The organism is Deinococcus aerolatus, assembly GCF_014647055.1.
GTDB lineage: Bacteria > Deinococcota > Deinococci > Deinococcales > Deinococcaceae > Deinococcus > Deinococcus aerolatus.
In genome coordinates, this window is record NZ_BMOL01000009.1 from 108,347 (window position 1) to 132,648 (window position 24,302).

The 24,302-nt window shown below is 66.7% G+C and carries 22 protein-coding genes; 8 read left to right on the forward strand and 14 right to left on the reverse strand.

What is annotated here, in order from left to right:
• Window positions 1-61: 61 nt before the first annotated feature.
• A complete protein-coding gene (locus tag IEY31_RS10845) occupies window positions 62-1,324 on the reverse strand; it encodes an MFS transporter (RefSeq protein ID WP_188971810.1) in 1,263 nt (420 codons plus the stop codon).
• A gap of 163 nt (window positions 1,325-1,487) precedes the next feature.
• On the opposite strand from IEY31_RS10845, the gene IEY31_RS10850 reads away from it, so the two are divergent.
• From IEY31_RS10850 to IEY31_RS10860, 3 genes are all read left to right on the forward strand, one after another.
• Window positions 1,488-2,435, forward strand: a complete 948-nt coding sequence (locus tag IEY31_RS10850; protein WP_188971812.1) for an aldo/keto reductase — start codon at window positions 1,488-1,490, stop codon at window positions 2,433-2,435.
• 73 nt (window positions 2,436-2,508) lie between these two features.
• Window positions 2,509-4,755, forward strand: a complete 2,247-nt coding sequence (locus IEY31_RS10855) for an ATP-dependent helicase (protein WP_188971814.1) — start codon at window positions 2,509-2,511, stop codon at window positions 4,753-4,755.
• Between the two features lie 74 nt (window positions 4,756-4,829).
• Window positions 4,830-5,159 (forward strand): cyclic-di-AMP receptor, encoded by a 330-nt coding sequence (locus IEY31_RS10860; protein WP_188971816.1) that lies wholly within the window; start codon window positions 4,830-4,832, stop codon window positions 5,157-5,159.
• A gap of 13 nt (window positions 5,160-5,172) precedes the next feature.
• On the opposite strand, the gene IEY31_RS10865 is transcribed toward IEY31_RS10860, so the two are convergent.
• Window positions 5,173-5,772, reverse strand: coding sequence for an HAD family hydrolase (locus IEY31_RS10865; RefSeq protein ID WP_188971818.1), 600 nt, complete (start codon window positions 5,770-5,772; stop codon window positions 5,173-5,175).
• A 299-nt stretch (window positions 5,773-6,071) separates the two neighbouring features.
• On the opposite strand from IEY31_RS10865, the gene IEY31_RS10870 reads away from it, so the two are divergent.
• Window positions 6,072-7,394: an Nramp family divalent metal transporter gene (locus IEY31_RS10870; protein WP_229723494.1), complete on the forward strand. Its 1,323-nt coding sequence runs from the start codon at window positions 6,072-6,074 to the stop codon at window positions 7,392-7,394.
• Between the two features lie 20 nt (window positions 7,395-7,414).
• Here IEY31_RS10870 and IEY31_RS10875 read toward each other — a convergent pair whose 3' ends face one another.
• From IEY31_RS10875 to IEY31_RS10885, 3 genes are all read right to left on the reverse strand, one after another.
• Window positions 7,415-7,753 (reverse strand): hypothetical protein, encoded by a 339-nt coding sequence (locus tag IEY31_RS10875; protein WP_188971820.1) that lies wholly within the window; start codon window positions 7,751-7,753, stop codon window positions 7,415-7,417.
• Between the two features lie 67 nt (window positions 7,754-7,820).
• A complete protein-coding gene (gene polA / locus IEY31_RS10880; protein WP_188971822.1) occupies window positions 7,821-10,604 on the reverse strand; it encodes a DNA polymerase I in 2,784 nt (927 codons plus the stop codon).
• 52 nt (window positions 10,605-10,656) lie between these two features.
• Window positions 10,657-11,148: a hypothetical protein gene (locus tag IEY31_RS10885; protein ID WP_229723495.1), complete on the reverse strand. Its 492-nt coding sequence runs from the start codon at window positions 11,146-11,148 to the stop codon at window positions 10,657-10,659.
• Window positions 11,149-11,336: 188 nt separating this feature from the next.
• Between IEY31_RS10885 and glgP the strand changes: the two genes are divergently transcribed.
• The gene (gene glgP, locus IEY31_RS10890; protein WP_188971824.1) at window positions 11,337-13,862 is read left to right on the forward strand and encodes an alpha-glucan family phosphorylase; all 2,526 of its coding nucleotides are present in this window, start codon (window positions 11,337-11,339) and stop codon (window positions 13,860-13,862) included.
• A gap of 225 nt (window positions 13,863-14,087) precedes the next feature.
• Here the strand turns inward: glgP and IEY31_RS10895 are convergent, their stop codons facing one another.
• The 6 genes from IEY31_RS10895 to IEY31_RS10920 form a co-directional block, all read right to left on the reverse strand.
• Window positions 14,088-14,816, reverse strand: a complete 729-nt coding sequence (locus tag IEY31_RS10895) for an ABC transporter ATP-binding protein (protein ID WP_188971826.1) — start codon at window positions 14,814-14,816, stop codon at window positions 14,088-14,090.
• A gap of 61 nt (window positions 14,817-14,877) precedes the next feature.
• Complete coding sequence (locus IEY31_RS10900) at window positions 14,878-15,627, reverse strand: ABC transporter ATP-binding protein (RefSeq protein WP_188971828.1); 750 nt, start codon at window positions 15,625-15,627, stop codon at window positions 14,878-14,880.
• A complete protein-coding gene (locus tag IEY31_RS10905) occupies window positions 15,624-16,616 on the reverse strand; it encodes a branched-chain amino acid ABC transporter permease (RefSeq protein ID WP_188971830.1) in 993 nt (330 codons plus the stop codon). The genes IEY31_RS10900 and IEY31_RS10905 overlap by 4 nt, the downstream gene beginning before the upstream one ends.
• Window positions 16,613-17,473, reverse strand: coding sequence for a branched-chain amino acid ABC transporter permease (locus IEY31_RS10910; RefSeq protein ID WP_188971832.1), 861 nt, complete (start codon window positions 17,471-17,473; stop codon window positions 16,613-16,615). The genes IEY31_RS10905 and IEY31_RS10910 overlap by 4 nt, the downstream gene beginning before the upstream one ends.
• A 74-nt stretch (window positions 17,474-17,547) precedes the next feature.
• Window positions 17,548-18,612 (reverse strand): alpha/beta fold hydrolase, encoded by a 1,065-nt coding sequence (locus IEY31_RS10915; RefSeq protein WP_188971834.1) that lies wholly within the window; start codon window positions 18,610-18,612, stop codon window positions 17,548-17,550.
• A gap of 141 nt (window positions 18,613-18,753) precedes the next feature.
• Window positions 18,754-19,914, reverse strand: coding sequence for an ABC transporter substrate-binding protein (locus tag IEY31_RS10920; RefSeq protein ID WP_188971836.1), 1,161 nt, complete (start codon window positions 19,912-19,914; stop codon window positions 18,754-18,756).
• Window positions 19,915-20,036: 122 nt separating this feature from the next.
• Here IEY31_RS10920 and IEY31_RS10925 point away from each other — a divergent pair, with 122 nt between their 5' ends.
• Together IEY31_RS10925 and IEY31_RS10930 are read left to right on the forward strand one after the other, a co-directional pair.
• Window positions 20,037-20,777 carry an alpha/beta hydrolase family protein gene (locus IEY31_RS10925; RefSeq protein WP_188971838.1) on the forward strand — a complete coding sequence of 247 codons (741 nt, stop codon included), beginning with the start codon at window positions 20,037-20,039 and terminating at the stop codon, window positions 20,775-20,777.
• Between the two features lie 115 nt (window positions 20,778-20,892).
• Entirely contained in the window at window positions 20,893-21,102 is a 210-nt protein-coding gene (locus IEY31_RS10930) for a hypothetical protein (protein WP_188971840.1), read from the forward strand.
• A 97-nt stretch (window positions 21,103-21,199) separates the two neighbouring features.
• On the opposite strand, the gene IEY31_RS10935 is transcribed toward IEY31_RS10930, so the two are convergent.
• Both IEY31_RS10935 and IEY31_RS10940 read right to left on the reverse strand, forming a co-directional pair.
• Window positions 21,200-21,658 (reverse strand): OmpH family outer membrane protein, encoded by a 459-nt coding sequence (locus tag IEY31_RS10935; protein ID WP_229723497.1) that lies wholly within the window; start codon window positions 21,656-21,658, stop codon window positions 21,200-21,202.
• Between the two features lie 124 nt (window positions 21,659-21,782).
• The gene (locus IEY31_RS10940) at window positions 21,783-22,271 is read right to left on the reverse strand and encodes an OmpH family outer membrane protein (protein WP_188971844.1); all 489 of its coding nucleotides are present in this window, start codon (window positions 22,269-22,271) and stop codon (window positions 21,783-21,785) included.
• A 139-nt stretch (window positions 22,272-22,410) separates the two neighbouring features.
• On the opposite strand from IEY31_RS10940, the gene IEY31_RS10945 reads away from it, so the two are divergent.
• On the forward strand, window positions 22,411-23,034 hold the full coding sequence (locus IEY31_RS10945) for a CBS and ACT domain-containing protein (protein WP_188971846.1): 624 nt from the start codon (window positions 22,411-22,413) through the stop codon (window positions 23,032-23,034).
• Window positions 23,035-23,106: 72 nt separating this feature from the next.
• Here IEY31_RS10945 and IEY31_RS10950 read toward each other — a convergent pair whose 3' ends face one another.
• The gene (locus IEY31_RS10950) at window positions 23,107-24,276 is read right to left on the reverse strand and encodes an aminotransferase class V-fold PLP-dependent enzyme (protein WP_188971848.1); all 1,170 of its coding nucleotides are present in this window, start codon (window positions 24,274-24,276) and stop codon (window positions 23,107-23,109) included.
• Window positions 24,277-24,302: the final 26 nt, after the last annotated feature.

Consider the following 24,302-nt stretch of genomic DNA (forward strand, 5'->3'; position numbering starts at 1 on the left):
GCCGCACCGTCTTAATAGGAGGCTAAGGGTTCCGGCAGATCGGGTAAGGGACTCTGGACAGTTACGCCGCCACCTGCTGCGTACGGTGCGTGTTGTCCGGCACCTTGCGGACCAGCAGCACCCCCGCGATAAAGAACACGGCGGCAATTCCGAACACCAGCGTGTAGCCAAAATTGTCGCCGCGTGCGTTGCCCCAGTCCAGCAGCGCTCCCTGCGGCGCACTGGTCATCTGCGGCGCGACAAAGGCCACGTGCCAGATGCCCATATCGCGGGCGTAGCTGCTGGCACTGGGCATGGCGTCGCTGCCCAGCGCCCAGTCCACGCTGGTAAAGGCCCCGAAGCCCAGCCCGAAGAACAGCGCCAGTGCCAGCGCCACCGGGTAGCTGGGGGCCACCAGCAGCAACAACGCGGCGGTGGCCATGGCCGCGCCCGCCACGTAGATCACCGGCTTACGCCCCACCCGGTCACTGACGCGGCCGCCGATCAGCGCCGAGATGATGCTGCCCACGATGATGCACGCCAGCATAATGCTGGTGCTGGTGGGGGCGTCGGTCTGACGCAGCACGTCGCGGTTGTAGTACTGCAAGAACGGCTGCACGCTGTATTGCCCCAGCGAGAACAGCACCCGCGTCAGGAAGACCCACAGGAACGCCTGATGGGCGAACAGTTCAGCGATGCTCAGGGTGGGGCCGCCTGCCGTCGCCAGCGGCACCGGGTGGGTGGCCTCGGGAATGCCGCGCATGGTGATCAATGCGGGCACCAGCAGCACTACAGCGATCAGTACGAACGACACCACAACCGGCAGCTTGAGAATGCCCACCGCGAAGGCCGCTACCGCGCCCAGCAGTTGTCCCGCCGCCTGCAGCAGCGCCATCACGCCGCTGTAGCGCCCGCGCTGCTCAGGCGGCACCAGTTGCGGAATCAGGGCCGAATACGGCGCGGTGGCGTAGTTGTTGCCGAACTGCACCAGCAGGAAGCCCAGCACGTAGACCCAGAAGCCGGTCATGCCACTCAGGGTCATGGCCGCGAAGCCCATCACCGCCAGACCGGCCAGATTCACGCCCACGCCCAGCCGCAGGTACGGCAGCCGCCGCCCGGTCCGGTCACTGCGGGCACCCACCAGCGGCGGCAGAATCAGCGCCATCACCGCGCCGATCGCCACCAGCGCGCCCAGGTAGGTGCCCTTGCGTGCCTCGCCCACGAACATCTCCACGTTGGCCGGCATCAGGATCAGCAGCAGCACCAGCCAGTGAAACGCCGTGCCGAACCAGAAGGCGGACAGCACCCACGGATGGGGCGGACGGGCTGAGGTTGTGGTGGTCATTGAACCCAAGTATAGGCGCGTGAGAGGGCGTTCAGCGTCGAATTGCCCGGGTGGCGACGGCCCCCAGTCCCGGTATCCTCGGGCCAGAACAGCCCCGCCTTACGGCCAATCTTTCCTGACATCCTCCTCACACCGTCCGGCCCCTCACGCGACAGAATGCGCCATGCACCAACGCAGACTCGGCAAGAATGGCCCCAGCGTTTCCGTGGTGGGCCTGGGATGCAACAACTTCGGTGGCCGGCTGGATCAAAACGCCACCAATACCGTTGTCAGGGCCGCGCTGGACCACGGCATCACCCTGTTCGACACTGCCGACGTGTACGGCAACCAGGGGGGCTCGGAGGAAATGCTGGGCAAAGCGCTGGGCACAGAGCGGCAAAACATTGTGCTGGCCAGCAAGTTCGGGCATGACATGGGCGAGGCGGGAAAGGGCGCCAGACCCGAATACATTCACAAGGCACTGGCCGCCAGCCTCAAGCGGCTGGGCACCGATTATCTGGATCTGTATCAGCTGCACCGCCCGGACCCGGAGACGCCGCTGGCCGACACGCTGGGCACGCTGCACGAGATGGTGCAGGCCGGACAGGTGCGCGCCATCGGCTGCTCGAACCTCGACGCGGCGGGCGTGCGGGAGGCGGCGCAGGTCGCTCACGATCAACACCTGACCGCCTTCGTCTGCGCCCAGGATGAGTACAGCCTGCTGGTGCGAGACGTCGAGGCCGGGCTGCTGCCCACGCTGCGGGAACTGGAAATGGGCCTGCTCCCCTACTTCCCACTGGCGAGCGGCCTGCTGAGCGGCAAGTACACGCCGGACCACATTCCCGAGGGCACCCGGTTTGCCTCCTCGCAGGGCGCGCAGGATCGCTACATGACGCCCGAGAACTGGCGCAAGGTTCAGGCACTGGAAACCTTTGCGCAGGGGCGCGGCCACACCCTGCTGGAGCTGGCCTTCAGCTGGCTGGCCGCCCAGTCACCCGTCAGCAGCGTGATCGCCGGGGCCACGCGGCCTGAGCAGATCGCCCAGAACGTTCAGGCGGCGGCCTGGACCCTGAACGAGGCCGAGCTGGCAGAAGTGGACCGCATTACGCGGGGCGAGGCCGAGCTGGCGTGAGCGCCACCCTCCACACCGTCGCCGCCTGCCGCCATTACGCCCCCAGCAGAATCAAGCCTGATAGACTCCTGCGGTGACTTCCGCGCCGGACCAGACCCACCCGAACCAGCCAGACCTGCTGGGCCAGTTAAACGAGACGCAGGCGCAGGCCGCCGATCACTACACCGGCCCCGCGCTGGTGATCGCCGGGGCAGGCAGCGGCAAGACCCGCACGCTGATCTACCGCATTGCCCGCCTGATTACCCACTACGGCGTGGACCCCGGCGAGATTCTGGCGGTAACCTTTACCAACAAGGCCGCCGCCGAGATGCGCGAGCGGGCCACCCACCTGATGCCCGGCGCCAACAAACTGTGGATGAGCACCTTTCACAGCGCAGGCGTGCGGGTTCTGCGGGCCTACGGCGAGCACATCGGGCTCAGACGTGGTTTCGTGATCTACGACGATGACGATCAGCTCGACATCTTCAAGGAAGTCATGGGCAGTATTCCCGGCATCGGCCCCGACACCAGCCCGCGCGTGCTGCGCGGCATCGTGGACCGTGCCAAGAGCAATCTGCTGACACCGGCCGATCTGGCACGCAGCGGCGATCCCTACATCAGCGGCCTGCCACGTGAGGCCGCCGCCGAGGCCTACCGCCGCTACGAGGCTCGCAAGAAGGGCCAGAACGCCATTGATTTTGGGGACCTGATCACCGAAACGGTGAGGCTGTTTCATGAGGTACCGGGCGTGTTAAGCGCGGTGCAGAACCGCGCCAAATTTATCCACGTGGACGAGTATCAGGACACCAACAAGGCGCAGTACGAGCTGACGCGTCTGCTGGCCAGCAGGGATAAAAATTTGCTTGTGGTGGGTGATCCGGACCAGTCGATCTATAAATTTCGCGGCGCCGACATTCAGAACATCCTCGACTTTCAGAAGGATTACTCCAACGCGAAGGTCTACATTCTGGAGCACAACTACCGCTCCAGCGCCAGCGTGCTGAATCTGGCGAACAAGCTGATCGAGAACAACACCGAGCGCATGGACAAGACCCTGCGGGCGGTCAAGGAAGACGGCCACGCGGTGATGTTCCACCGCGCCACGGACCACCGCGCCGAGGGGGATTTCGTGGCCGAGTGGCTGACCCGGCTGCACAACACCGAGGGCCGCAAGTTCGCCGACATGGCCATTTTGTACCGCACCAACGCCCAGTCCCGCGTGATAGAAGAGTCGCTGCGGCGCGTGCAGATTCCGGCCAAAATTGTGGGTGGCGTGGGCTTCTACGACCGCCGTGAGATTAGGGACATCCTGGCCTACGCCCGTCTGGCACTGAACCCCTCGGACGACGTGGCCCTGCGCCGCATCATCGGGCGGCCCCGGCGCGGTATCGGCGACACGGCGCTGGAAAAACTGATGGACTGGGCGCGTATCAACGGCACGTCCATGCTGGCGGCCTGCGCGCGGGCCGAGACAGACCACATCCTGGACCGGGGGGCGCAGAAGCCGGTGGAGTTCGCCGCCCTGATGGCCGCCATGAGCGACGCCGCCGACAACTACGAACCCGCCCCCTTCCTGCGTTTCGTGATCGAGACCAGCGGGTACACGGACCTGCTGCGCCAGGAGGGGCAGGAGGGGCAGGTCCGCATGGAAAACCTGGACGAACTGATCAACGCCGCCGAGGAATGGTCCGGCGACAACGACGGCACCATCGGCGACTTTCTGGACGAGGCCGCCCTGCTGTCCAGCGTGGACGACATGCGCTCGAAGACGGAGAACAGGGACGTGCCGGAAGACGCCGTGACGCTCATGACCCTGCACAACGCCAAGGGCCTGGAATTCCCGGTGGTGTTCATCGTCGGTACCGAGGAGGGGCTGCTGCCCAGCAAGGGGGCACTGACCGAGGCCGGGGGCATTGAGGAGGAACGCCGCCTGTTCTACGTGGGCATCACCCGCGCGATGGAGCGTCTCTTCCTGACCGCCGCGCAGAACCGCATGCAGTACGGCAAGACCAACGCCGCCGAGGACAGCCGTTTTCTGGAGGAAATCGAGGGTGGCTTCGACACGGTGGACCCCTACGGCCAGACGGTCGAGTACCGTGCCAAGACCTGGAAACAGTACCGGCCCACCGTGCCCGTGACCCCCAGCGCCGTCAAGAACACCAGCCCCCTCACGGCAGGCATGGCGTACCGGGGCGGCGAGCGGGTCCGGCATCCCAAGTTTGGCGAGGGTCAGGTGCTGGCGGTGGCCGGCACAGGCGACAAGCAGGAGGTCACGGTGCATTTCCCGTCGGCGGGCACCAAGAAACTGCTGGTGAAGTTCGCGAATCTGAGCGCGCTGTAGCTGTACCTTCCCATGGCGAGCGCTTATAGCCCGCCCTGACCGTTCGCCACAACACATTTGCTAAACTGCCCCGCATGAAGCTTGTACTCGCAGTCATTCAGGACGCAGACGCCACGGCGCTGATCCGCGTTCTCTCGGAAAATGCCTTCGAGGTCACTAAACTTGCCAGCACCGGCGGCTTTCTGCGCGAGGGCAACACCACCCTGATGATCGGCGTGTCCGACGAGCGAATGGAGGATCTGAAACGCTTCGTGCGTCAGACCTGCCGCACCCGCAGCCGTCTGGTGGCCCCCAGCGTCCCGATGGGCGAGCAGAACGAGGGGCTGGTCAGCGATCCGGTGGAGGTGCCGGTGGGCGGGGCCGTGATGTTTGTGATGGGCGTGCAGGAATTCGTGAAGGTCTGAACGCCCCACCAGCTCAGGTCACCCCCAGCGCCGCCAGTTCCTCCCAGAGCTGCGCGGCGTTCCTGTAGTGCACGGCGTTCATGCCCACGGATCGGGCGGCCTCGGCGTTCTGCGGGCGGTCGTCGATCATCACGGCCTCGTCAGGGCGCACGTTGGCAAGGTGCAGGCCCATGCGGTAGATGGCCGGGTTGGGCTTCATAACGCCCAGGTAGCACGAGGAAAAGAACGCCAGCAGGCAGTCGTGCAGGCCAAAGGTCTGGATACGGTGGTGGTTCAGGTCATGGCCCTCGTTGTTCAGGGCGTACATGCGCCAGCGCCCGGACAGTTCGCGGGCCAGCGCCAGCGTGTCGGCGTGCGGCTGGCTTTCGGCCTCCATCGCTGCGCGGAACTCGTCAGGCGTGAACTCGCGCGGGGTGTAGAACAGGGTCTGGTCCAGGTACTCGGCCAGGGTCATGCGGCCCAGTTCCAGCTCCGGCGCGGCCAGCCTGTGGCGCTCGGTGAACTCGCCAGTGTTCAGGCCGAAACGCTTCAGCACGTCCGCCCGCTGCTCGCGGTCCCAGCCGTTGGTGAGCAGCACGCCGCCGATATCCCAGTACACCGCTTTGATCGCCATGCCCTCAGCTTAGGCGATGGGCGGCTGGCGGCCACCCCGCTGCTTTGCCCGAGCCTCTGGCCAAAGCGCTCCAGAAACTCTGCCAATGGTCCGCTTAAAACGAATAACATCAGCGGTGAGGGCCAAAGCCGGACGAATCGCTTTAAGAAGTCACCATCAACACAAGCAAGCGCTTGCGATTTCATTTAGGCGGGCCTAAAGTACGCCATGCTTTTTGAAGTTCACACGTCTGCGCCCGTTCACCCCTGCAACAGCAGCGTGGGCGCCCGGCCCCTCTGGCTCGGCCCTGGACTGGTGGAGTGACCGGCGAAAAGGGCTGGCGGCAGGAAAACCTCAGCGAATCGCTGAGCGATGTCACGCGCATCAAGGTGGACTACAGCAAGCCGCCGTGGCGGCGCTTCCTGGCCTTTCTGGGACCGGGGGCACTGGTGGCGGTGGGCTACATGGATCCCGGCAACTGGGCCACGTCCATCGCCGGGGGCAGCGCCTACGGCTACACGCTGCTGAGCATGGTGCTGATCTCCAGCCTGATGGCGATTTACCTGCAGGCCCTGACGGCGCGGCTGGGCGTTGCCACCGGGCGCGATCTGGCGCAGGCCTGCCGGGACCACTTCAGCCGGCCTGCCGCCATGTTCCTGTGGCTTTCCGCCGAGATCGCCATCATCGCCACCGATCTGGCCGAGGTGATCGGCACCGCCATCGCGCTGAATCTGCTGTTCGGCATCCCGCTGCTGATCGGCGTGATCATCACCGTGGCCGACGTGCTGCTGATTCTGATGCTGCAACAGCGCGGTTTCCGGTACATTGAGGCGCTGGTCATCACCCTGATCGCCACCATCGCCGTGGCCTTTATCTTCGAGATGGTCTTTTCACGGCCCGAACTTGCGCCCCTGCTGGCGGGCCTTGTGCCGTCACGCCAGTTGCTCGATTCCGGCGTGCTGTACCTAGGCATCGGCATCCTGGGGGCCACAGTCATGCCCCACAACCTGTACCTGCATTCAGCCATCGTCAACACACGCGGCTACAACCGCACGCCGGAGGGCAAACGCGAGGCCATCCGGTTTTTCACCATCGATTCGACCATCGCGCTGACCTTCGCCTTTTTCATCAACGCCTCGATTCTGGTTCTGGCTGCGGCGGCCTTTCACTTCGCGGGCCGCACCGACATCGCCGAAATTCAGGATGCCTACAAGCTGCTCTCGCCGCTGCTGGGGGTGGGGGCGGCCAGCATCCTGTTTGCCGTGGCGCTGCTGGCCTCGGGCCAGAACAGCACCCTGACCGGCACCCTGACCGGGCAGATCGTCATGGAAGGCTTCGTCAACATTCGCCTGAAGCCGTGGCTGCGCCGCCTGATCACGCGGCTGCTGGCCGTCATTCCCACCGTGATCGTCATCCAGATCTACGGCGAGGGCAGCACCGGACAACTGCTGATCCTGTCGCAGGTGATCCTGTCACTGCAACTGTCGTTCGCCGTGGTGCCGCTGATGATGTTCAGCAGCGACCCGGTCAAGATGGGCGAATTCGTGATCAACACCTTCTGGAAGTGGGTGGGCTGGGGCATCACGGCACTGATCATCAGCCTGAACGTCTTTTTGCTGGCGCAGACCTTCTTCGGCCGCTAGTGCAGTGGCGTGGAGCCGGGTCAGGGTGGCGCGGACGCCCGGCCCCTCCTCAGCTGCCGCCAGGTAGAGACGCCGCCCAGGGTCAGCATGGCAGCCATGAACAGGTAAACCCACACCGGCAGGTTGCGTCCGGTCACCAGCACGTACAGGTAGGCAGCGATGAACAGCAGGCCTGTCACGGCAGCCGGGAAAAGGGTGGACTCACCGCGCCGCCAGCGCCGGACCCACCACGCCACCGACAGCGCGAACAGAGGCATGGTTCCGAAGTACAGCACGCCAAACACCAGCGGGTTGACCCCGTACATCTCACTGAGGGTCACGCTGGTCGTGGACACCCACCCGATCAGCGCCTGAAACACGGCCCGTTTCTCATGGTGGGAATACGGGCGGGCAGACGGAAAGGTTCACCGGCCAGGCGGCCGCCGCCTACTTCGTGTCGTACCAGTTCGGCCCCACCCCGGCTTCCACCGCCAGCGGCACGCTCAGCTGCGCCGCGCCCTCCATGATCTGGCGGGTGACCTGCGCCACCTCGTCGGCGCGGTCCTCGGGCGCCTCGATCAGCAGTTCGTCGTGCACCTGCAGCAGCAGACGGGCGCCCAGCGCGTCCAGTTCCCTGTCCAGCTTCACCATCGCAAGTTTGATGATGTCCGATGCCGTGCCCTGGATGGGCATGTTGTAGGCCAGCCGCTCGCCGGCCTCTCGCACGTTGCGGTTCGTGGCGGTCAGTTCGGGAACGTAGCGGCGGCGGCCATACATGGTTTCCACGTAGCCGTGCGTGCGGCCAAACTCCAGCGTCTCATCGATGTATTTGCGAATGCCCGGATAGGTGCTGAAGTAGATCTCGATGAACGAGGCCGCCTCCGCGTAGGGAATCCCCAGGTCATTGCTGAGACGGTGGGCACTCATGCCGTACAGCACGCCAAAGTTAACGGTCTTGGCGGCGCGGCGCTGATCGGGGGTGATGCCGCCCTCGTCCAGCCCCAGCACCTGCGCGGCGGTGCGGCGGTGAATGTCCGCGCCCTCCTGAAAGGCCCGCTGCATCAGCGGATCGGCGGAGATGTGGGCCAGCAGCCGCAGCTCGATCTGCGAGTAGTCGGCGGCGATCAGGCAAAAGCCCGAGTCGGCGATAAAGCCCTTGCGAATCTCGCGCCCCACCTGCGAGCGGATGGGGATGTTCTGGAGGTTGGGATTCAGGCTGCTCAGGCGTCCGGTGGCCACCGCCGTCTGCGCGAAGGTGGTGTGCAGGCGGTTCGTGTGCGGGTTGACCAGGTTGGGCAGCGGATCGAGGTACGTGCCGCGCAACTTGTCCAGCTCACGGTATTCCAGCAGCAACGGGATCACCGGGTGCTCGCCCCGCAGCGGTTCCAGGGCGCTGACTGCCGTGCTGCGTTTGCCGGTCAGCTTGGTCTTCTTGCCGCTCGCCAGCCCCAGTTCGTCGTACAGCACTGTTTCCAGCTGCTGCGGGCTGCGGATCGAGAATTCGCGCCCGGCGTGCGTGTGAATCTCGGCCTCCAGCGTCTGCAACCGGGCCGCTGTGGAGGCGGCCAGCCCACGCAGGTACGCGGAGTCCAGCCGCACGCCACGCACCTCCATGCGGGTCAGGACCGCGGCCAGGGGCTTTTCCATCTCCTCATACAGTCGGGTGCGGGCCTCGTCCAGTTGCGGGGGCAGGTCCGTCAGTAACCGCGCCGTGATGGCCGCGCGTCCGGCGGCGTCGTCCGGCCAGGCCATGTTCAGGTAGCGCCTGGTCACCAGCGCCATGTTCATGTTGGCGGGGTCCAGCAGGTACGCCATCAGCAGCGGGTCCTCGCCGGGCTCCACCACCGTGCCGCGCACGCTCAGGTGGGCCGCCAGGGCCTTGGCACCCGCCGCGTTGACCCGTTGCCGACCCGCGAATTCGGTGTCGTTCACGGTGGCGGGATGCTGGGTGCGCAGTTTGGCCAGGGCCTTCTCGGCGTCTCTGAGCGCCTTCTCGGCGGCTTTCTGCTCCTTCTTGGTGGTGGGTCCGGCGGCATCGAACAGGTTCGGTGCGGGCTCGGCGGCCTCCGCCTTCTTCCACTCCTCCGGCTCGTGGGCGGGGGCCTCGCGGGTGATGCCGGCCCCGTCTTTCGTGGGCTCGAAGGTGGCGGCCCCGGTCAGCGCCGCCGTCAGGTCATCCTCGCGTGACAGAACGTAGCCCCAGACCACGCCCTCCCTCGGGGTGCGCCACGCCTCGGTGCGGGGAGGATCAAACGCGGCGGCGGGTTCGGCGGCCTCATCGTCCGGCTGCAGGTCGGTGTCGGGAATCACTGGTTCCTTTCCGTCCAGCCCGGCAATGTCGCGCCCGATGGCATGCAGTTCCAACTCGTCCACCAGTTCGGCCAGCCGTGCGGGGTTGCCCGGCAGGCGGCCAGTGCCAAATTCCACGTCCAGCGGCAGGTCCGTGACCATGCACGACAGGCGGTGGCTGAAACCCACATTCTCCTCGCTGGCCAGCAGCTTCTCACGGGTGCCTTTCGGCTCCAGCGTTCCGGCGTGGGCCGCCTCGTAGATCTTTTCCAGCGTGCCGTAGTCCTGCAGCAGCTTGGAGGCGGTCTTGGGGCCGATACCCTTGGCGCCGGGGATGTTGTCGCTGGCGTCTCCCGTCAGGGCGCGGTAATCCACCCACTGGCGCACAGTCACGCCGTATTTTTCCAGTACCTCGTCCGGGCCGATCAGGCGGAAATCGTTGGTGATGACGCGCACGTGGTCATCCAGCAGCTGGTACGCGTCGCGGTCACTGGTCACAATCCGGACCTGCATCCCGTTGCCCTCGGCCTTGCGGGTCAGCGAGGCGATCACGTCGTCGGCCTCGTAGCCGGGTTCCTCCAGCCTCGGAAAGCCAACCGCGTCCACGATCTCGCGGATGCGGTTGATCTGGCCCGGCAGGTCGCTGGGCATCTCGGCGCGGCCCGACTTGTACCCGTCGAACTGCTCGTGCCGGAAGGTCTTGACCGGCGGATCGAACACCACGATGATCTGGTTGCTGCGCTGCCGGGCCAGCCGCAGCGTCAGGCGCAGAAAGCCGACGATGGCGTTGGTGGCCTCGCCCCGGGAGTTGCTCAGCGGCGGCAGCGCGAAATACGAGCGGAACGCCAGCGCGTGTCCGTCGATCAGCACCAGGGTATCTGGTGTGGGCGCACCGGGTGCGGGCTGGCCCGTCGCGGTGCCTTCAGGGGCGGGAGAGGTCATGGGGGCAATTCTACTCTGGGCATAATGGCACGGGAGGGTGCGCCGCCAGGGTTCAGCGCAGCTTTTCTTCCTTCATCCACACGCGAATCTGCCGGCCCATTGCGTCCAGCACCGGGCGGCTTTTCAGGCAGGCCACCAGGGCGCGGGTGGCGTGATGCTCGTCGCCGCCCACCGCGTCCTGCAGGTGGGTCCGCACCACCGGATTCAGGCCGCCGCGCACGAACAGCAGATCGCGCAGCAGATCGTCCACCGGCAGCGTACCCAGCCGTTCACCGTGCGCCGTGACCGTCTCGACCACCACTCGCCCGCGCTCGTCCAGGTCAAGGACAGCGTGTAGCGGTGTCCCGGCCCGGCCTGTGACGTGTTCCACGGTGGGCAAAAAGGCACGCACCAGATTCAAGGCCAGGCTGCGGCCCAGGAAAATCAGGCGCGGCTGATCATGCAGGCCAGCGTCCAGCGTCTGCGCCAGGTGACGGGCCAGCCGGTCTCCCTCGTCCATCAGGGCCTGGGTCTTGGGGTCTGTCTGCGGGTCTGCTCCACTCACGGTCAGAGGGTAGCGCCACAGACCGAACTGTGCCGGGAGACTGCTCGGTGAGGCGGCAGGCGTCCTGCACCGGCACTACTGCGGCTGGGGCCGCGGCCATCAGTCTCCGAACTTCTGTCTGGACAACCAGAATTGACAGTGTCCACAGCGTGGTCTGCGGTAGCGCCTGTGGGATAAGCTCAGGTTGTATGAACGTCATTGGCAAAGTCACGGTGCTGCCCCAGCTGCCGCCCTCCATCTCGCGGCTCTCGGAGCTGGCCTACAACCTCTACTGGTCCTGGACCCCACACGCACAGGCGCTGTATCAGGAACTGGATTCGCAGATATGGGAGCGCTTCCAGCAGAATCCGGTGCGAACCCTGCTGGAGGTGCCGCAGGCCCGGCTGGACAAGGTGGCTGCTGACACGGGGTACCTCGCCCGCTACAAGAGGGTCATGGCCGACTTCGACGCCTACATGAACAAGAAAAAGACCTGGGCCAGCCAGAACGCGCCCGGCATGCAGCCGGTGGCCTACTTCAGCATGGAGTACGGCTTTCACGAGTCGCTGCCCATCTACAGCGGCGGCCTGGGCGTGCTGGCCGGGGACCACTGCAAGAGTGCCTCTGACCTGGGGTTGCCGTTTACCGCCGTGGGCATGCTGTTCCATCAGGGCTACTTCCGGCAACTGTTCGACCGGGACGGCTGGCAGAACGAGGCCTACGACGAGCTGGACCTGACCACCCTGCCCATCACTCCGGCCCGCACGCCGGACGGCCAGGAAGCGCGGGTGTCGGTGCGCATCGGCCACCGCGACATTCAGGTGCGCGTGTGGAACCTGACCATCGGGCGCATCCGGGTGCTGCTGCTGGACACCAACGTCCCTGAGAACAGCGAGGAGGACCGCAAGCTGACGGCCCGGCTGTACGGCGGCAACCAGGAACTGCGGGTGCAGCAGTACGTGCTGCTGGGCGTGGCCGGGGTGCGAGCGCTGCGGGCGCTGGAGGTCCCGGCCGCCGTGTATCACATGAACGAGGGCCACGCCGCCCTGCTGGGCCTGGAGCGTGTCCGCGAGTGCGTGGAGGCGGGGCTGGACTTCCGCACCGCGCTGGAAACGGTGGCCAGCTCCACCCTGTTCACCACGCACACCCCGGTTGCCGCCGGCAACGACGCCTTTACCTATGACCTGATGGACCGCTATCTGGGCGAGTGGCCGGAACTGCTGTCGGTGGCCCGCCACGAACTGTACGAACTGGCCCGCCACGATCAGAACTGGGACGGCCAGACGGTGCCCGCGTTCTCCATGACTGTGTTCGCCCTGCGCATGAGCCGCGCGGCCAACGGCGTCTCGGAACTGCACGGCGAGGTCAGCCGCGACATGTGGAAATTCCTGTACCCCGGCGCGGAGGCCGAGGAGGTGCCGATCGGCCACGTCACCAACGGCGCGCACAACCTGACCTTTACCAGTCAGGCCATGCGGGACCTACTGTCGTCGGTGCTGCCGAAAGACTGGACCGAGCGGCTGGAGGACGCGGCCATGTGGAAGGCCGTCGAGAAGCTCAGCGACGCCCAGCTGAGCAACGTGCAGCTGGAAACCAAGCGCGAGATGATCGCATTTATCCGCCTGCGGATGCGCGAGCAGATGCTGCGCAACGGGGCGAGTGCCGCCGACGTGGCCGGCACCGAGACGCTGATGGACGAGAACACCCTGACCATCGGCTTTGCACGGCGATTTGCGACCTACAAGCGCGCCACGCTGCTGTTCCGGGACCGCGAGCGGCTGGCCCGCATTGTCAACGATCCGGACCGCCCGGTGCAGTTCGTCTTCGCGGGCAAGGCGCACCCCGCCGACAACCCCGGCAAGGCCTTTATTCAGGAAATCTACAAGATGTCGCAGGAACCCGAATTCCGGGGAAAGATCGTCATTCTGGAAAACTACGACATGAACGTGGCCCGCCATCTGGTGCAGGGCGTGGACATCTGGCTCAACAACCCACGCCGCCCGCTGGAGGCGTCGGGGACCAGCGGCATGAAGGCCAGCTTCAACGGCAGCCCCAATTTCAGCGTGCTGGACGGCTGGTGGCGCGAGGGCTACGACGGCACCAACGGCTGGCCCATCGGCGAGGAACGCGAGTACGCAGACCTGAATGTGCAGGACGACGCCGACGCCTACAGCCTGTACCAGACGCTGGAAGACGAGATCACGCCGCGCTACTACGGCGGGGCCACCGGAGCGGATTCATGGGCCTACTCGGTGCGCCAGTCCATCGAGACGGTCAGCCCGCGCTTTTCCATGCAGCGTCAGGTCATTGACTACGTGCAGCAGTACTACCTGCCGCTGGGCGTGCGGGGTCAGGAGGTGGCCGCCGAAGGCAGTGCCCAGGCCCGCGTCATCGCTGGGTGGAAGACCTGGGTGCGCCAGCAGTGGCCCTACACCAGTCTCAGCGCCCACGCCGACCTGCCGGCCACCTGTCACCCCGGCCAGACCGCGCCCATCAGCGCCCAGGTCAATCCGGCGGGCATCAGCCTGGACGAACTGCGCGTGGAGGCGGTGCTGAACCGCGCCGGACACCTGACGCGCTTTGCGCTCGAGAGCCGGGGCGACGGCACCTTCAGCGCCGAGGTGCCGCTGGAAGAAAGCGGCCTGTACTCGGTGGGCGTGCGAATGATTCCCGAGATCGGCGGCCTGAGCAATGAACTGGAAGCCGGACTGATCAAGTGGGCCACGCCACGCTGAGCCGGGGCTGAGGCCAGGGGGCGGGCGACAGGACAGGTGGCCCGTCTTCCCCATCCTGCTTCGCACCCACCAGCCGAGCCCAGCAACGCCGCCCCGCAGTCGGCTGGGGTGGCGTCAACGTCATCACCGGATGGGAATGGTCAGACCTGTGCCCACGCAGGCGAGGCAGCCAAAAGAAGCTGACCGTCCGGAAGTTCATATCCGGACGGTCAGCTCTTCTGAGCGTTACAGCGCCAGATACGCTTCCCGCACCCCCGGATCGGCCAGCAGGGCCGCGCCGGTCCCCTCCTTGACCACCTCGCCGTTTTCCAGCACGTAGGCCCGCTGCGCCAGCTTGAGGCTCAGGCCCACGTTCTGCTCCACCAGCAGCACGCTGACGCCCTCGGCATGAACCGCCTTCAGCGCCCCGAACACCGTCTGGGTCATCAGCGGCGACAGCCCCAGGCTGGGCTCGTCCACCACCAGCACGCTGGGACAGCCCATCAGGGCGCGGCCCACCGCCACCATCTGCTGCTCGCCGCCCGACAGGGTGCCGGCCAGTTGCCCGGCCCGCTCGGCCAGCCGGGGAAACAGCGAGTAGACGTGCTCCAGCGTCTGCGCCTGCCTGGCGCGGGCCTCAGGCCGCATGGCCGCGCCCAGTTCCAGGTTCTCGCGCACGGTCATCAGGCCGAACAGCTCCCGGCCCTCCGGTACGTGGCCCAGCCCGAGCCCCACAATCTGCGACGGCGTGGCGCGGGTGATGTCGTGGCCGCCCAGGCGAATGCTGCCGCCACTGGCCTTCACCACTCCGCTGACCGCCCGCAGGGTGGTGGTCTTGCCAGCGCCGTTTGCCCCGATCATGGCGACGAACTCGCCCGGCCCGACGCGCACGCTGACGTCCCACAGCACCTGAATCTTGCCGTAGCCTGCGGCGAGGTTCTCGATCACCAGTTCCTGGCCCCGAAAGGCGGTCATGGGGCCACCCCCGCAGAGTCCAGCCGTTCAGACCTTCTGACCAACAGCTCACTTTCTACCGTCATGCTCCCAGCCCCTCTTCCGTGCCCAGGTACGCGGCCACCACCTGCGGGTGGGCCGTGACCTCGCGGTAGGTGCCCTGCGCGATCACCTGCCCCTGGTCCATGACCACCACACGGTCCGCCAGATCGCGCACCACTGGCATGATGTGCTCGATAAACAGCACGCTGACGCCGTCAGCCCGCACCCCCCGCACCAGCTCCACGGCCTCGGCGGCCTCGGCGGGGCGCAGGCCGGCCATTACCTCGTCCAGCAGCAGGACGCGGGGATTGGTGGCCAGGGCACGGGCAATTTCCATGCGCTTGTCCTGCAGTAGTGTCAGTTCGTGGGCGGCGCGGGCGGCCTGATCGGCCAGTCCGGTGCGTTCCAGCAGGTCATAGGCACGTTCACGGGCCTGCGGCAACGTGGTGCCGGGTTGCCCGAACAGTGCCCCCACCGTCACGTTCTCGTGGACGGTCATCTCAGGGAAGGGGCGCACCACTTGGAAGGCGCGGCCCAGCCCGGCGTGGCAGCGGTGCTCCATCGGCGCGTGCGTGATGTCCTGGCCCAGCAGTTCCAGCCGCCCCGTGCTGGGCCGGTACACCCCCGACAGCAGGTTCAGCAGGGTGGTCTTGCCCGCCCCGTTCGGCCCGATGACCGCCAGGATCTCGCCGTCGTAATGATCGAACGTCACGTTCTGGACCGCCTGGAGGCCACCAAAACGCTTGCTCAGGCCATCGGCCCGCAGGACAATCTGGGGAGGAGTGCTCACAGGTCACCCCCATGCCGTCCGCGCCGAAACAGGCCCATCAGCCCGCGCGGCAACCACAGGATGCTGAGCATCAGCACCAGCCCGTAGACCACCAGATACCCGTTCTTGACGACGTTATGCAGCGCTTCCTCGGCCACCCGCAGCACGGTGGCACCCAGGATCGGCCCCAGCGTGGTGTACAGCCCGCCGAAGATGCTGGTGGTCAGCGGCGCGATGGAGTTGGCGAGGCTGAAGGTGTCCAGCGGGCTGATGAAAAAGGTCTTGCCCGCGTACAGCACCCCCGCCAGCGCCGCCAGCACGCTGGAGATGAAAAAGGCGGCCAGCTTGTAGCGCACGGTAGACACGCCCAGCACCCGCGCGGTTTCCTCGCCCTGCCGTATGGCGGCAAAGGCGTGGTGCAGGCGGCCGGTGCGCACCGCCAGACTGACCCCGGCGGTCAGCGCCAGCAGCGCCAGCGCCAGCAGGTACTGCCCGCGCGGGTTGCCACCCAGCAGCGCCGGCACCAGCAGACCGTTCGCGCCGCCCGCCACGCTCTCCGGCAGGTTCTGGATCACGGTCCGCACGACCTCGGTAAAGGCCAGGGTGGCGATGGCAAAGTACATGCCGCTCAGGCGCATGGTCACCGCACCCAGCACCAGACTGATCACGCCCGCGCCCAGCGCCGCCAGGGGCATCGCCAGCGGCCACGCCAGCCCGGTTTTGAGCAGCAGCGCGTAGCCGTAGGCACCCAGCCCGTAAAACGCCGCGTGCGCCAGACTGACCTGCCCGCTGCGCGCCAGGATATCCCACGACAGCGCCATGATCCCGGCCACCAGCGTGAAGAAGCCGATCTGCAGCAGGAACGCACTTCGGTCTCCCAGCGGCAGGAAGGGGAAGGCCAGCGCCACCACGAAGAAGATGGCCAGCGGAATCAGCGCCATGCCGGTGATGTCGGGCTTGCGGGCGGCCTGCCGTTTGGAGGCGGGCGTCTTGATGCGGTCCGCCCTCATGCGGCCTTCCTGAACGAGCGCAGCACCAGCGTCCCGAAGATCATCAGGAAGAACACGGCGTCGCTCCAGCCGCCGCCGCCCGGCACGTAGGTCTGCACCAGCGCTTCCGACAGGCCCAGAATCACCGAGGCCCACAACACGCCGGTCAGGTTGCCCAGCCCCGCCATCACGATGATAGCAAAGGCCTTCAACGCGAAGACCAGCCCCACGGTGGGCGAAGCGAACAGCAGCACGCTGACCAGCACGCCCGCCACCGCCGCCAGCCCGCACGACACGCCGAAGGCGATCAGGTACACCCGGTCCACCGGAATGCCGATCAGTTGCGCGCCCCGGCGGTTCTGCGCCACGGCCCGCATCTGGCGGCCCAGCACCGTGCGGTACAGCGTGAAGTACAGCGCCCCCAGCAGCGCGGCGGCCAGTCCGAAGGCAATCGCCTTGGGGCCGCCGATGCTCAGCTCGCCGATGCTCAGGCTGCTGGCCTGGTACGGCGTGGTGACGGTGCGGGTGTTGCCGCCCAGCAGCATCAGCGCGAGGTTCTGCAACAGGATGCCCAGCCCGAAGGTCAGCAGCATCTGGTTAAGTTCCGGGGCCAGCAGCACATGCCGGATACTGACGCGGTAGGTCAGGGCGCCCACGCCGAACACCGCCACCGCCACGATGGGCAACGACAGCAGCGGGTCAACGCCCAGAAAGGCGCTGGCTGCCCAGGCCATGAAGGCCCCGATCATCAGGAACTCGCCGTGCGCGAAGTTGACGATGCCCACCACGCCCACCGCCAGCGCCAGCCCGGAGGCCACCAGCGCGTAGATCCCGCTTTGCAGCAGGCCATTGAGAAGGGTTTGTAGAAACAGGTCCATTGGGGCTCCGTAGGGTTGGCAGTTCGATTGGCCCGGCTTTCTAGGCCCAGTAGGTTTTTTTGTGACCGAGATGTTCAGGTGCGATCCAGATGCTCCAGCAGCGCCGCCCTGAACGTGTCCGGCGCCTCAATGAAGGGTGAGTGGCCCACGCCGGGCAGCACCAGCTCACGCCACTGACCGCCGCTGGCCTCGCCGCGTTCCAGCACGGTTCGCATCTGCGTGACCATCGGCTGGGGCGGGCAGGCCTCCGCGCCGGGCCAGCCGGGCACCGCGCCCAGGGCACCCAGCTGGGCCAGATCAAACAGGCTGGTGTCCCCCACGATGGCGTCGGCGTCCCCGCGCACCCACAGCACGGGCGGGGGCGGCGTCAGCTGCGCGAAGGCCGACAGATTCATGTACCTGGAACTGAAGGCGTTCGCCACGCCAGCCGTCCCCGGCGCGACATTCGGCCAGTTCTCGCTGGGCGTCATGTCGCCGGGGTAGTAGCTGTCGCCGGTACGGGTCTTCAGCATGGACGTCACCCACGCCTCTTCCGTCTCAGGGTCCGGCTGAAACTGCGCGGCGTTGAAGTAGAACTTCCGCATCACGTCACGGGGGCTGCCTGCCGCGTCCGAGCGGTCCCCGGCGGCAATCAACGGAACAAAGGCCGCGTTCACGGTGCCGCCGCCGGACCCTGCAAAATCCGGTGTGTTGGGCGTGCCGCCGGCGCCGTGCGTGCCGCCGAAGCCGTACGGACTGACCGGAGCCACCAGCGTCAGCGACCTCACCCGCTGCGGCGCGCTCAGCGCCACCTGCATGACCACCCCGCCGCCCATGCTCCAGCCCAGCAGGTGCGCGCCTTGCCACTCCAGCGCGTCCAGCAGCGCCAGCAGATCGTCTGCCCAGTCGTTCAGACCGCGCGTGGCGTCGATGGGCTTCGCCTCGCTGTCGCCGTAGCCGCGCAGATCAGGGGCAACGACGTGGATGTCCTCCGGTAAAGAGCCCATCAGGTCACGGAAGAACTCACTGTCGGACACGTTGCCGTGAACCAGCAGCAGCCGACGCCGTGCCACCCCCACGGCAGGGCGCTCCAGCACAGCGGTCTGGAGGCGCGAGGTCTGGACTGTTCGTGAAGTCGGTGCTCTGCCCGTCGGTGTCATGCCAGTCTCCTGTGGTGTGGCCGGCCCGGACGTTCCGCGCGGCTGGAAATTGAGACAGCCCAAGACCCCCAGTCGGCCCTGCCGCCGCATCCGCCCTGGAGGGGCAGATGGGCGAAGTGGCGCAGCCGGGGGCTCAGTCCACTATTTGTGCCACACCAGCGGCTTCTGCGCGAACTTGATCGGGTACACCGGAACGCGGGTGTCGCTCAGGAACTGGAAGTGCAGCCAGTTGCCGGCCTTGAACCCCTGGTACTGGGTCTTGAGGCTCTTGCTGAAGGTCAGCGGGCCGAACGGCGTGGGCATGTTGGTCTTGGCCAGTTCGGCGGCCACCTTGTCCTTGTCGGCACTGCCTGCCCGGTTAATGGCGGCGGCCAGCGACTTGAGATTCACGTAGGCGAGCGGTGCAAAGTACTCCTCGGTGACGTTGCCGAACTTGCCTTTGTAGGCGTTCACGAAGAGGCGGCTTTCCTTGGTAGGGCTGGTGGGCAGCCACAGGCTCAGACCCGCGATGTCGTTGGCTAGGGGGTTTTTCTCGAAGCCCACCGGCCAGCTGGGCGGCGTGCCGTAGATCAGGCCCAGCTTGAGGTTCTGCTGCTTGATCTCGGTGGCCAGCGGCAGGGCGTCGGTGTCGTAGCCCACCCAGTACAGGATGTCAGGCTTGGCAGCCTTGGCCTTGGAGACCAGCGGGCCGAAGTTGCCGCTGCCGGTCTTGAACTTCTCGGTCAGGACGACGTTGAAGCCGGCCTTCTTGAAGGCGTCCACGGTGGCGTCGATGCCCGCGCTGCCGAAGGGACCGTCCTCATAGGCGATGGCGATGTTCTTGGCGCCCTGCTTGACCTTGAGGGTCTTGAAGAAGCCCAGGATGGCCTCAAAGTTGTAGTAGGACCACGGGTGGTAGTGGAAGAAGTACTTGTGGTCCGCGAACGCGTCCTCGACAGGAACTGCGGCGGCGCCGATCCAGGCCATGAAGGTGTTGTACTGCTTGGCTGGGCCGGACAGGGCCACGCTGACTGCGCTGCTCACGCCGCCGGCCATGAAGTCCACCTTGTCCACCGTGACCAGCTTGACGAACTCCGGCACCGCCTTGGCCGCGGCGCTGGCGTCGTCGCCGTAGACCACTTCCAGGGGCTTGCCCAGCACGCCCCCGGCCTTGTTGATCTCGTCGAGCGCCAGATCGTAACCGTTCTTGGCGGCCTGGCCCGACACACTGCCTGCCCCCGAGAGGGGAAGCAAGACGCCCACCTTCACCGCACCCGCACCGGAAACCGCGAGCAGCACGCCCGTCAGAAGTAGAGTTTTCATAACGTGGGCAGTCTAAGGGCGCGGCGTCACGCGGGCGTTACAGCCGGGCGGGACCGGCCGCGCAGTCCCTGCAGGTGCAGGACCGGAAGACATTCTCCAGGCCATCTGGCACAATTGCCCGCATGGAACAGTTCGCGCAGTTCGCGGTAGACGGGCAGCGCCTGTACGGCATGCTGCACACCCCCGATACGCCGGCCCCCGTCAGAGGATGGCCCTCGGTGCTGATGGTCCACGGCTTTACCGGCAACCGGACCGACCACCACCGCCTGCTGACGCTGCAGTCGCGGGCGCTCGCGCAGCGGGGCATGGCCAGCCTGCGCTTCGATTGCCGGGGCAGCGGCGACTCGCAGGGTGACTTCAGCGAGATGACCGTGTCGCGTGAGGTGCAGGACGTGCAGGCCGCCGCCGCCTACCTCCGGCAGCAGCCCGACATCGACCCCCAGCGGGTGATGCTGCTGGGCTACAGCATGGGCGGCATGGTGGCGGCCCTGGCCGCGCGGTCGGTGGACGCCCACCGGCTGCTGCTGTGGGCCCCGGCCCTGCCCGAGCTGTGGCTGCCCCTGCTGCGCGGCGGGGTCCTGCCCCCCGGCGTCACCGATCTGGACGGCTGGCCGCTGGGCCGCGCCTTCTTGCAGGAGCTGCCCCGGCTGCGCCCGCTACAGGCCGCAGCCGAGTGGGGCGGCGTGGCCCACGTGATCCACGGCGACGCCGATGCCACCTGTCCGCCTGAATGGGGCATGCGCTATGCCCAGGCGCTGGGCTGCGACGCGGCGGCCATCCCTGGAGGCACCCACAATTTCGGCAGTCTGGAGACCACCCAGATGCTCTACGCGGAGTCCCTGCGTTTTCTGGGCGGCGGCTGAGCAGGCAGACGCTGGCGCCGCCCAGCAACAAAACGCGCCTGCGACGCACCGCAGGTAAAGTCCCGTTATCCGAACCTGCATCCGGCTGGGTCAGCAGCCAGGTACGCTGGGCCGCATGACTTCCAATGACCGCTCAGATGACCGCAAGGATTCCAGCAGCGCCGATCAACGCGGGGAGATCGTGCAAAGCACCGTGCCGGAGGCGCACCCCGACGTTATCGACGTGCCGGAGGGCGACCCACACAACGAGACGCCCACCGACAGGAGCGCCCGACTTCAGCAGGAATTGACGGGCGGCATCATCCCCGACAACGAGGACGGTTAGGTCCGGCGACAGACGCGAAAGCAGCACGCAGGGGCTGTCGGGAATTGTCCCCCAACAGCCCCTACGTGCTGCTGCCCACCAGTTTGGGCAGGCTGGATTACTTCAGCGCTTTGATAACTGCGGCGGTCAGGTCAGCGGTGGAGTTGGCGTAAACGATCAGCCGGGTCTGGGCGGCCACCTGCCGGTCCATGACCACGCTGTAACCGTTGGCCCGGGCCACCTTGGCCACCGCCGCATTGAGCTTGACCGACACCGGCTGGAAGGCAGTGGTCAGGCGGCCCTGATAGCCGGTCTGGGCACTGTTGTAGGCCTGCTGCGCGTCCAGCAGCGCCTTCCGGTCGGCGGCGCTGGCCGTGGCGGCGGCCCGGGCGGCGAGGGCATCGATTTTCTGGCGTTTGCCCTCGAGATCGGCGTCCACACGGGCCGAGAGATCCAGGTAAGCCTTGCTGGCGGGCAACGCCTTCACGGCGGCCTGCACGTCGACCAGGCCCACCCGGTTTCTGGCCGACTGGGCGTGGGGCACCGTGGCAAGCAGCGCCAGCGGCAGAAGAAGCATGATTCTATTCAAGTGGACAACCTCCAGACTTGGGTGTCAGCAATGCGGCCATCAGGACCATCAAAAGGCCCCGCCGTCAGAAAAGCGGGGCACGTCATTCAGGCGGGAGCAATTCAGACGGGGGTCAGGGTTTGATGGCCTTGAGGGCCGCGTCGGTGATCTCGGTGGCCGGATCGGCGTAGATCACCAGGCCGTTGGCCGCCACCGACTTGTCCATCACCACGGAGTAGCCGTTGGACTTGGCGACGGCGCTGACCGCCGTGTCCACCGACTTCTCGACGGCCGTGATCTTGGGCTCGATCTGCTTGTCGTAGTCGGCCGCCTTGCTCTGAATGGTCTTGACCAGCGTCTCACGCTGCTGCTTCTCGGCGGCGGTGGCGGCAGTGCCCTTGGCGTCGATGGCCTTGACCTGCTTGTCGAGGGCGCTGAGTTCGGTGTCGGCCTTGGCCTGAATGGCCTTGATGTCCTTGTCGTTGGGGTGGGCCGCCAGCAGTTTGGCCACATCCACGAACCCGATTTTCTGGGCGGGGGTCTGGGCATGCGGGGCGACGGTCCCCAGGCCGAAGGCGGCGACGACGGCAAGGGGAGCCAGGGTTTTGGCGGTGATCTTCATAAAATGAAGCTAGCATGCTGTTTTCTGAGCGGAATGAAGCCCTTCACAGCCGCTTCACATGCGAGGTCAGGCGAGCGTCAGACCTGGGACCGAGCTGCACTGGGACATCCGGCCAAGCGTGATTCAGTAGACTTTTGACATGTTAGTACGCGACTGGATGACCCGTGATCCCGTGACCGTCAGCCCCACCACGCCAGTGATGGACGCCCTGAAGACCCTCAAGGAGGGCAATTTCCGCCGCCTGCCGGTGATGGAAGGCGGCAAGCTGATCGGCATCACCACCCGCAAGGACCTGAAAGACGCCATGCCCAGCAAGGCCACCACCCTGAGCGTGTGGGAACTGAACTACCTGCTGAGCAAGCTGACGGTGGCCGAGATGATGGCCCGTCCGGTGATCACGGCGGCCGAGGGCGAGTACATGGAAGACGCGGCGCTGCGGATGCAGGAGCACCATGTGGGCGGCCTGCCGGTGCTGGATGACAGCGGCAAGCTGAGTGGCATCATCACCACCATGGACGTGCTGCGCGCCTTCACCGAGATCCTGGGCATGCGTGAGGGCGGCCCCCGCATCACCCTGGAGATGCCCGACACCCCCGGCAGCCTGGAAAAAGCCACCCGTGCCATTGCGCCCAGCAACATCATCAGCGTCGCCACCTACGATGGCCGGGGTGACCGCCGCCGCTTCGTGATGCGCGTCAGCGGCGAGGGCAGCGACACCGTCAAGCAGCGTGTGCGGGACTCGGGCATCACCGTCCTGGACTGAAGGCCGAACGCCGCAGCGCCCATCTGCCAGCCGTGCGTGGCTGACAGATGGGTGTTCTTTCTGGTCTCGCCTCTATTGCAAGGCCGCCCAGGCCGCCGACACCGCCACTCCACGCTCGAACCTTTGGCCCAGGGCCGCGAAGGCGTCTTCCAGCATTCCGGCCACGCCCAGCGCGTCGTAACGGTCTGCGTACCCCATGGTGCTGACCCGGAACACGGCGTCCTCGTGGGGGGCCTGACCCGCCAGGGCACGCTGGCCCAGTCCGGTCAGGGCGGCGGCGATCTGGCGGCCCGTTCGCCCCTCTGGGGCCTGCAACACGGCCACGGCGGGGCTGGGCCGGGCGGTCCAGGAGGGGCAGCCCAGCGCAGTTCCGGCGGCGATCAGCGCGGCGGTCTTGCGCTCCTGCTCAGCCCACAGGACTTCCAGCGGCACGCCCAGTGGGCGGTCCAGCGCGGCAGACAGCGCGTACATCAGGTTGATGGCCGGGGTCTGCGGGGTGTTGCCCGCCTTCTGGCCCCTGAGTTCGCGGGTCAGGTCCAGGTAGTAGCCGTGGGCGGTGTTCTGAACCATGCGCTCCTGGACCTCCGGACTGAACAGCACGAAACCCAGGCCCGGCGGGGTGGCCGTGCCCTTCTGGCTGCCCGACACGATCACGTCCACGCCCCAGGCCGCGGGCCGCAATTCCGCCACGCCGTAGGAGGTCACGCAGTCGGCAATGATGATGAGGTCGGGATTTCCGTCCCTGGCTGCCCGCGCAATCGCCTCCAGATCGTGCAGCGCCCCGGTGCTGGTCTCGCTGTGGGTGATCAGCAGGGTGTGGGCGCCCCGGCTGTCGGCGGCCACCTCCTCCGGATCAAGCAGGTCACCCCAGGGCCGGGCCACGATCTGAACGTCGTAGCCAAAGCGCCCCGCCATGTCGCCCCAGCGCTCGCTGAACTTCCCGGCCTGCGCGTTGACCACCCGTGCCCCGGCAGGCGTGGTGCTGACCAGCGCGCCCTCGAAGGCCCCGGTGCCGCTGCTGGTGGTGATCACGGCGTCGTAGGGGTCGCCCAGCAGGCGGGTCAACTTCTGGCGTGCCTCCATCAGTTTGGCCGCCGCGTCGCGGCTGCGGTGGTGCATCTGCGGCTGCGCCAGTTCCAGCAGCACGCGGGGGTCCACCTCCACCGGGCCGGGCGCGATCAGGCGTTCACGGTTCAGCGGGACGTGGGCGGCGGGCTGGGGCGGAGGGGCCGTCTGGGTCATGGGGTCCAGAGTAGACCCGGCACGGC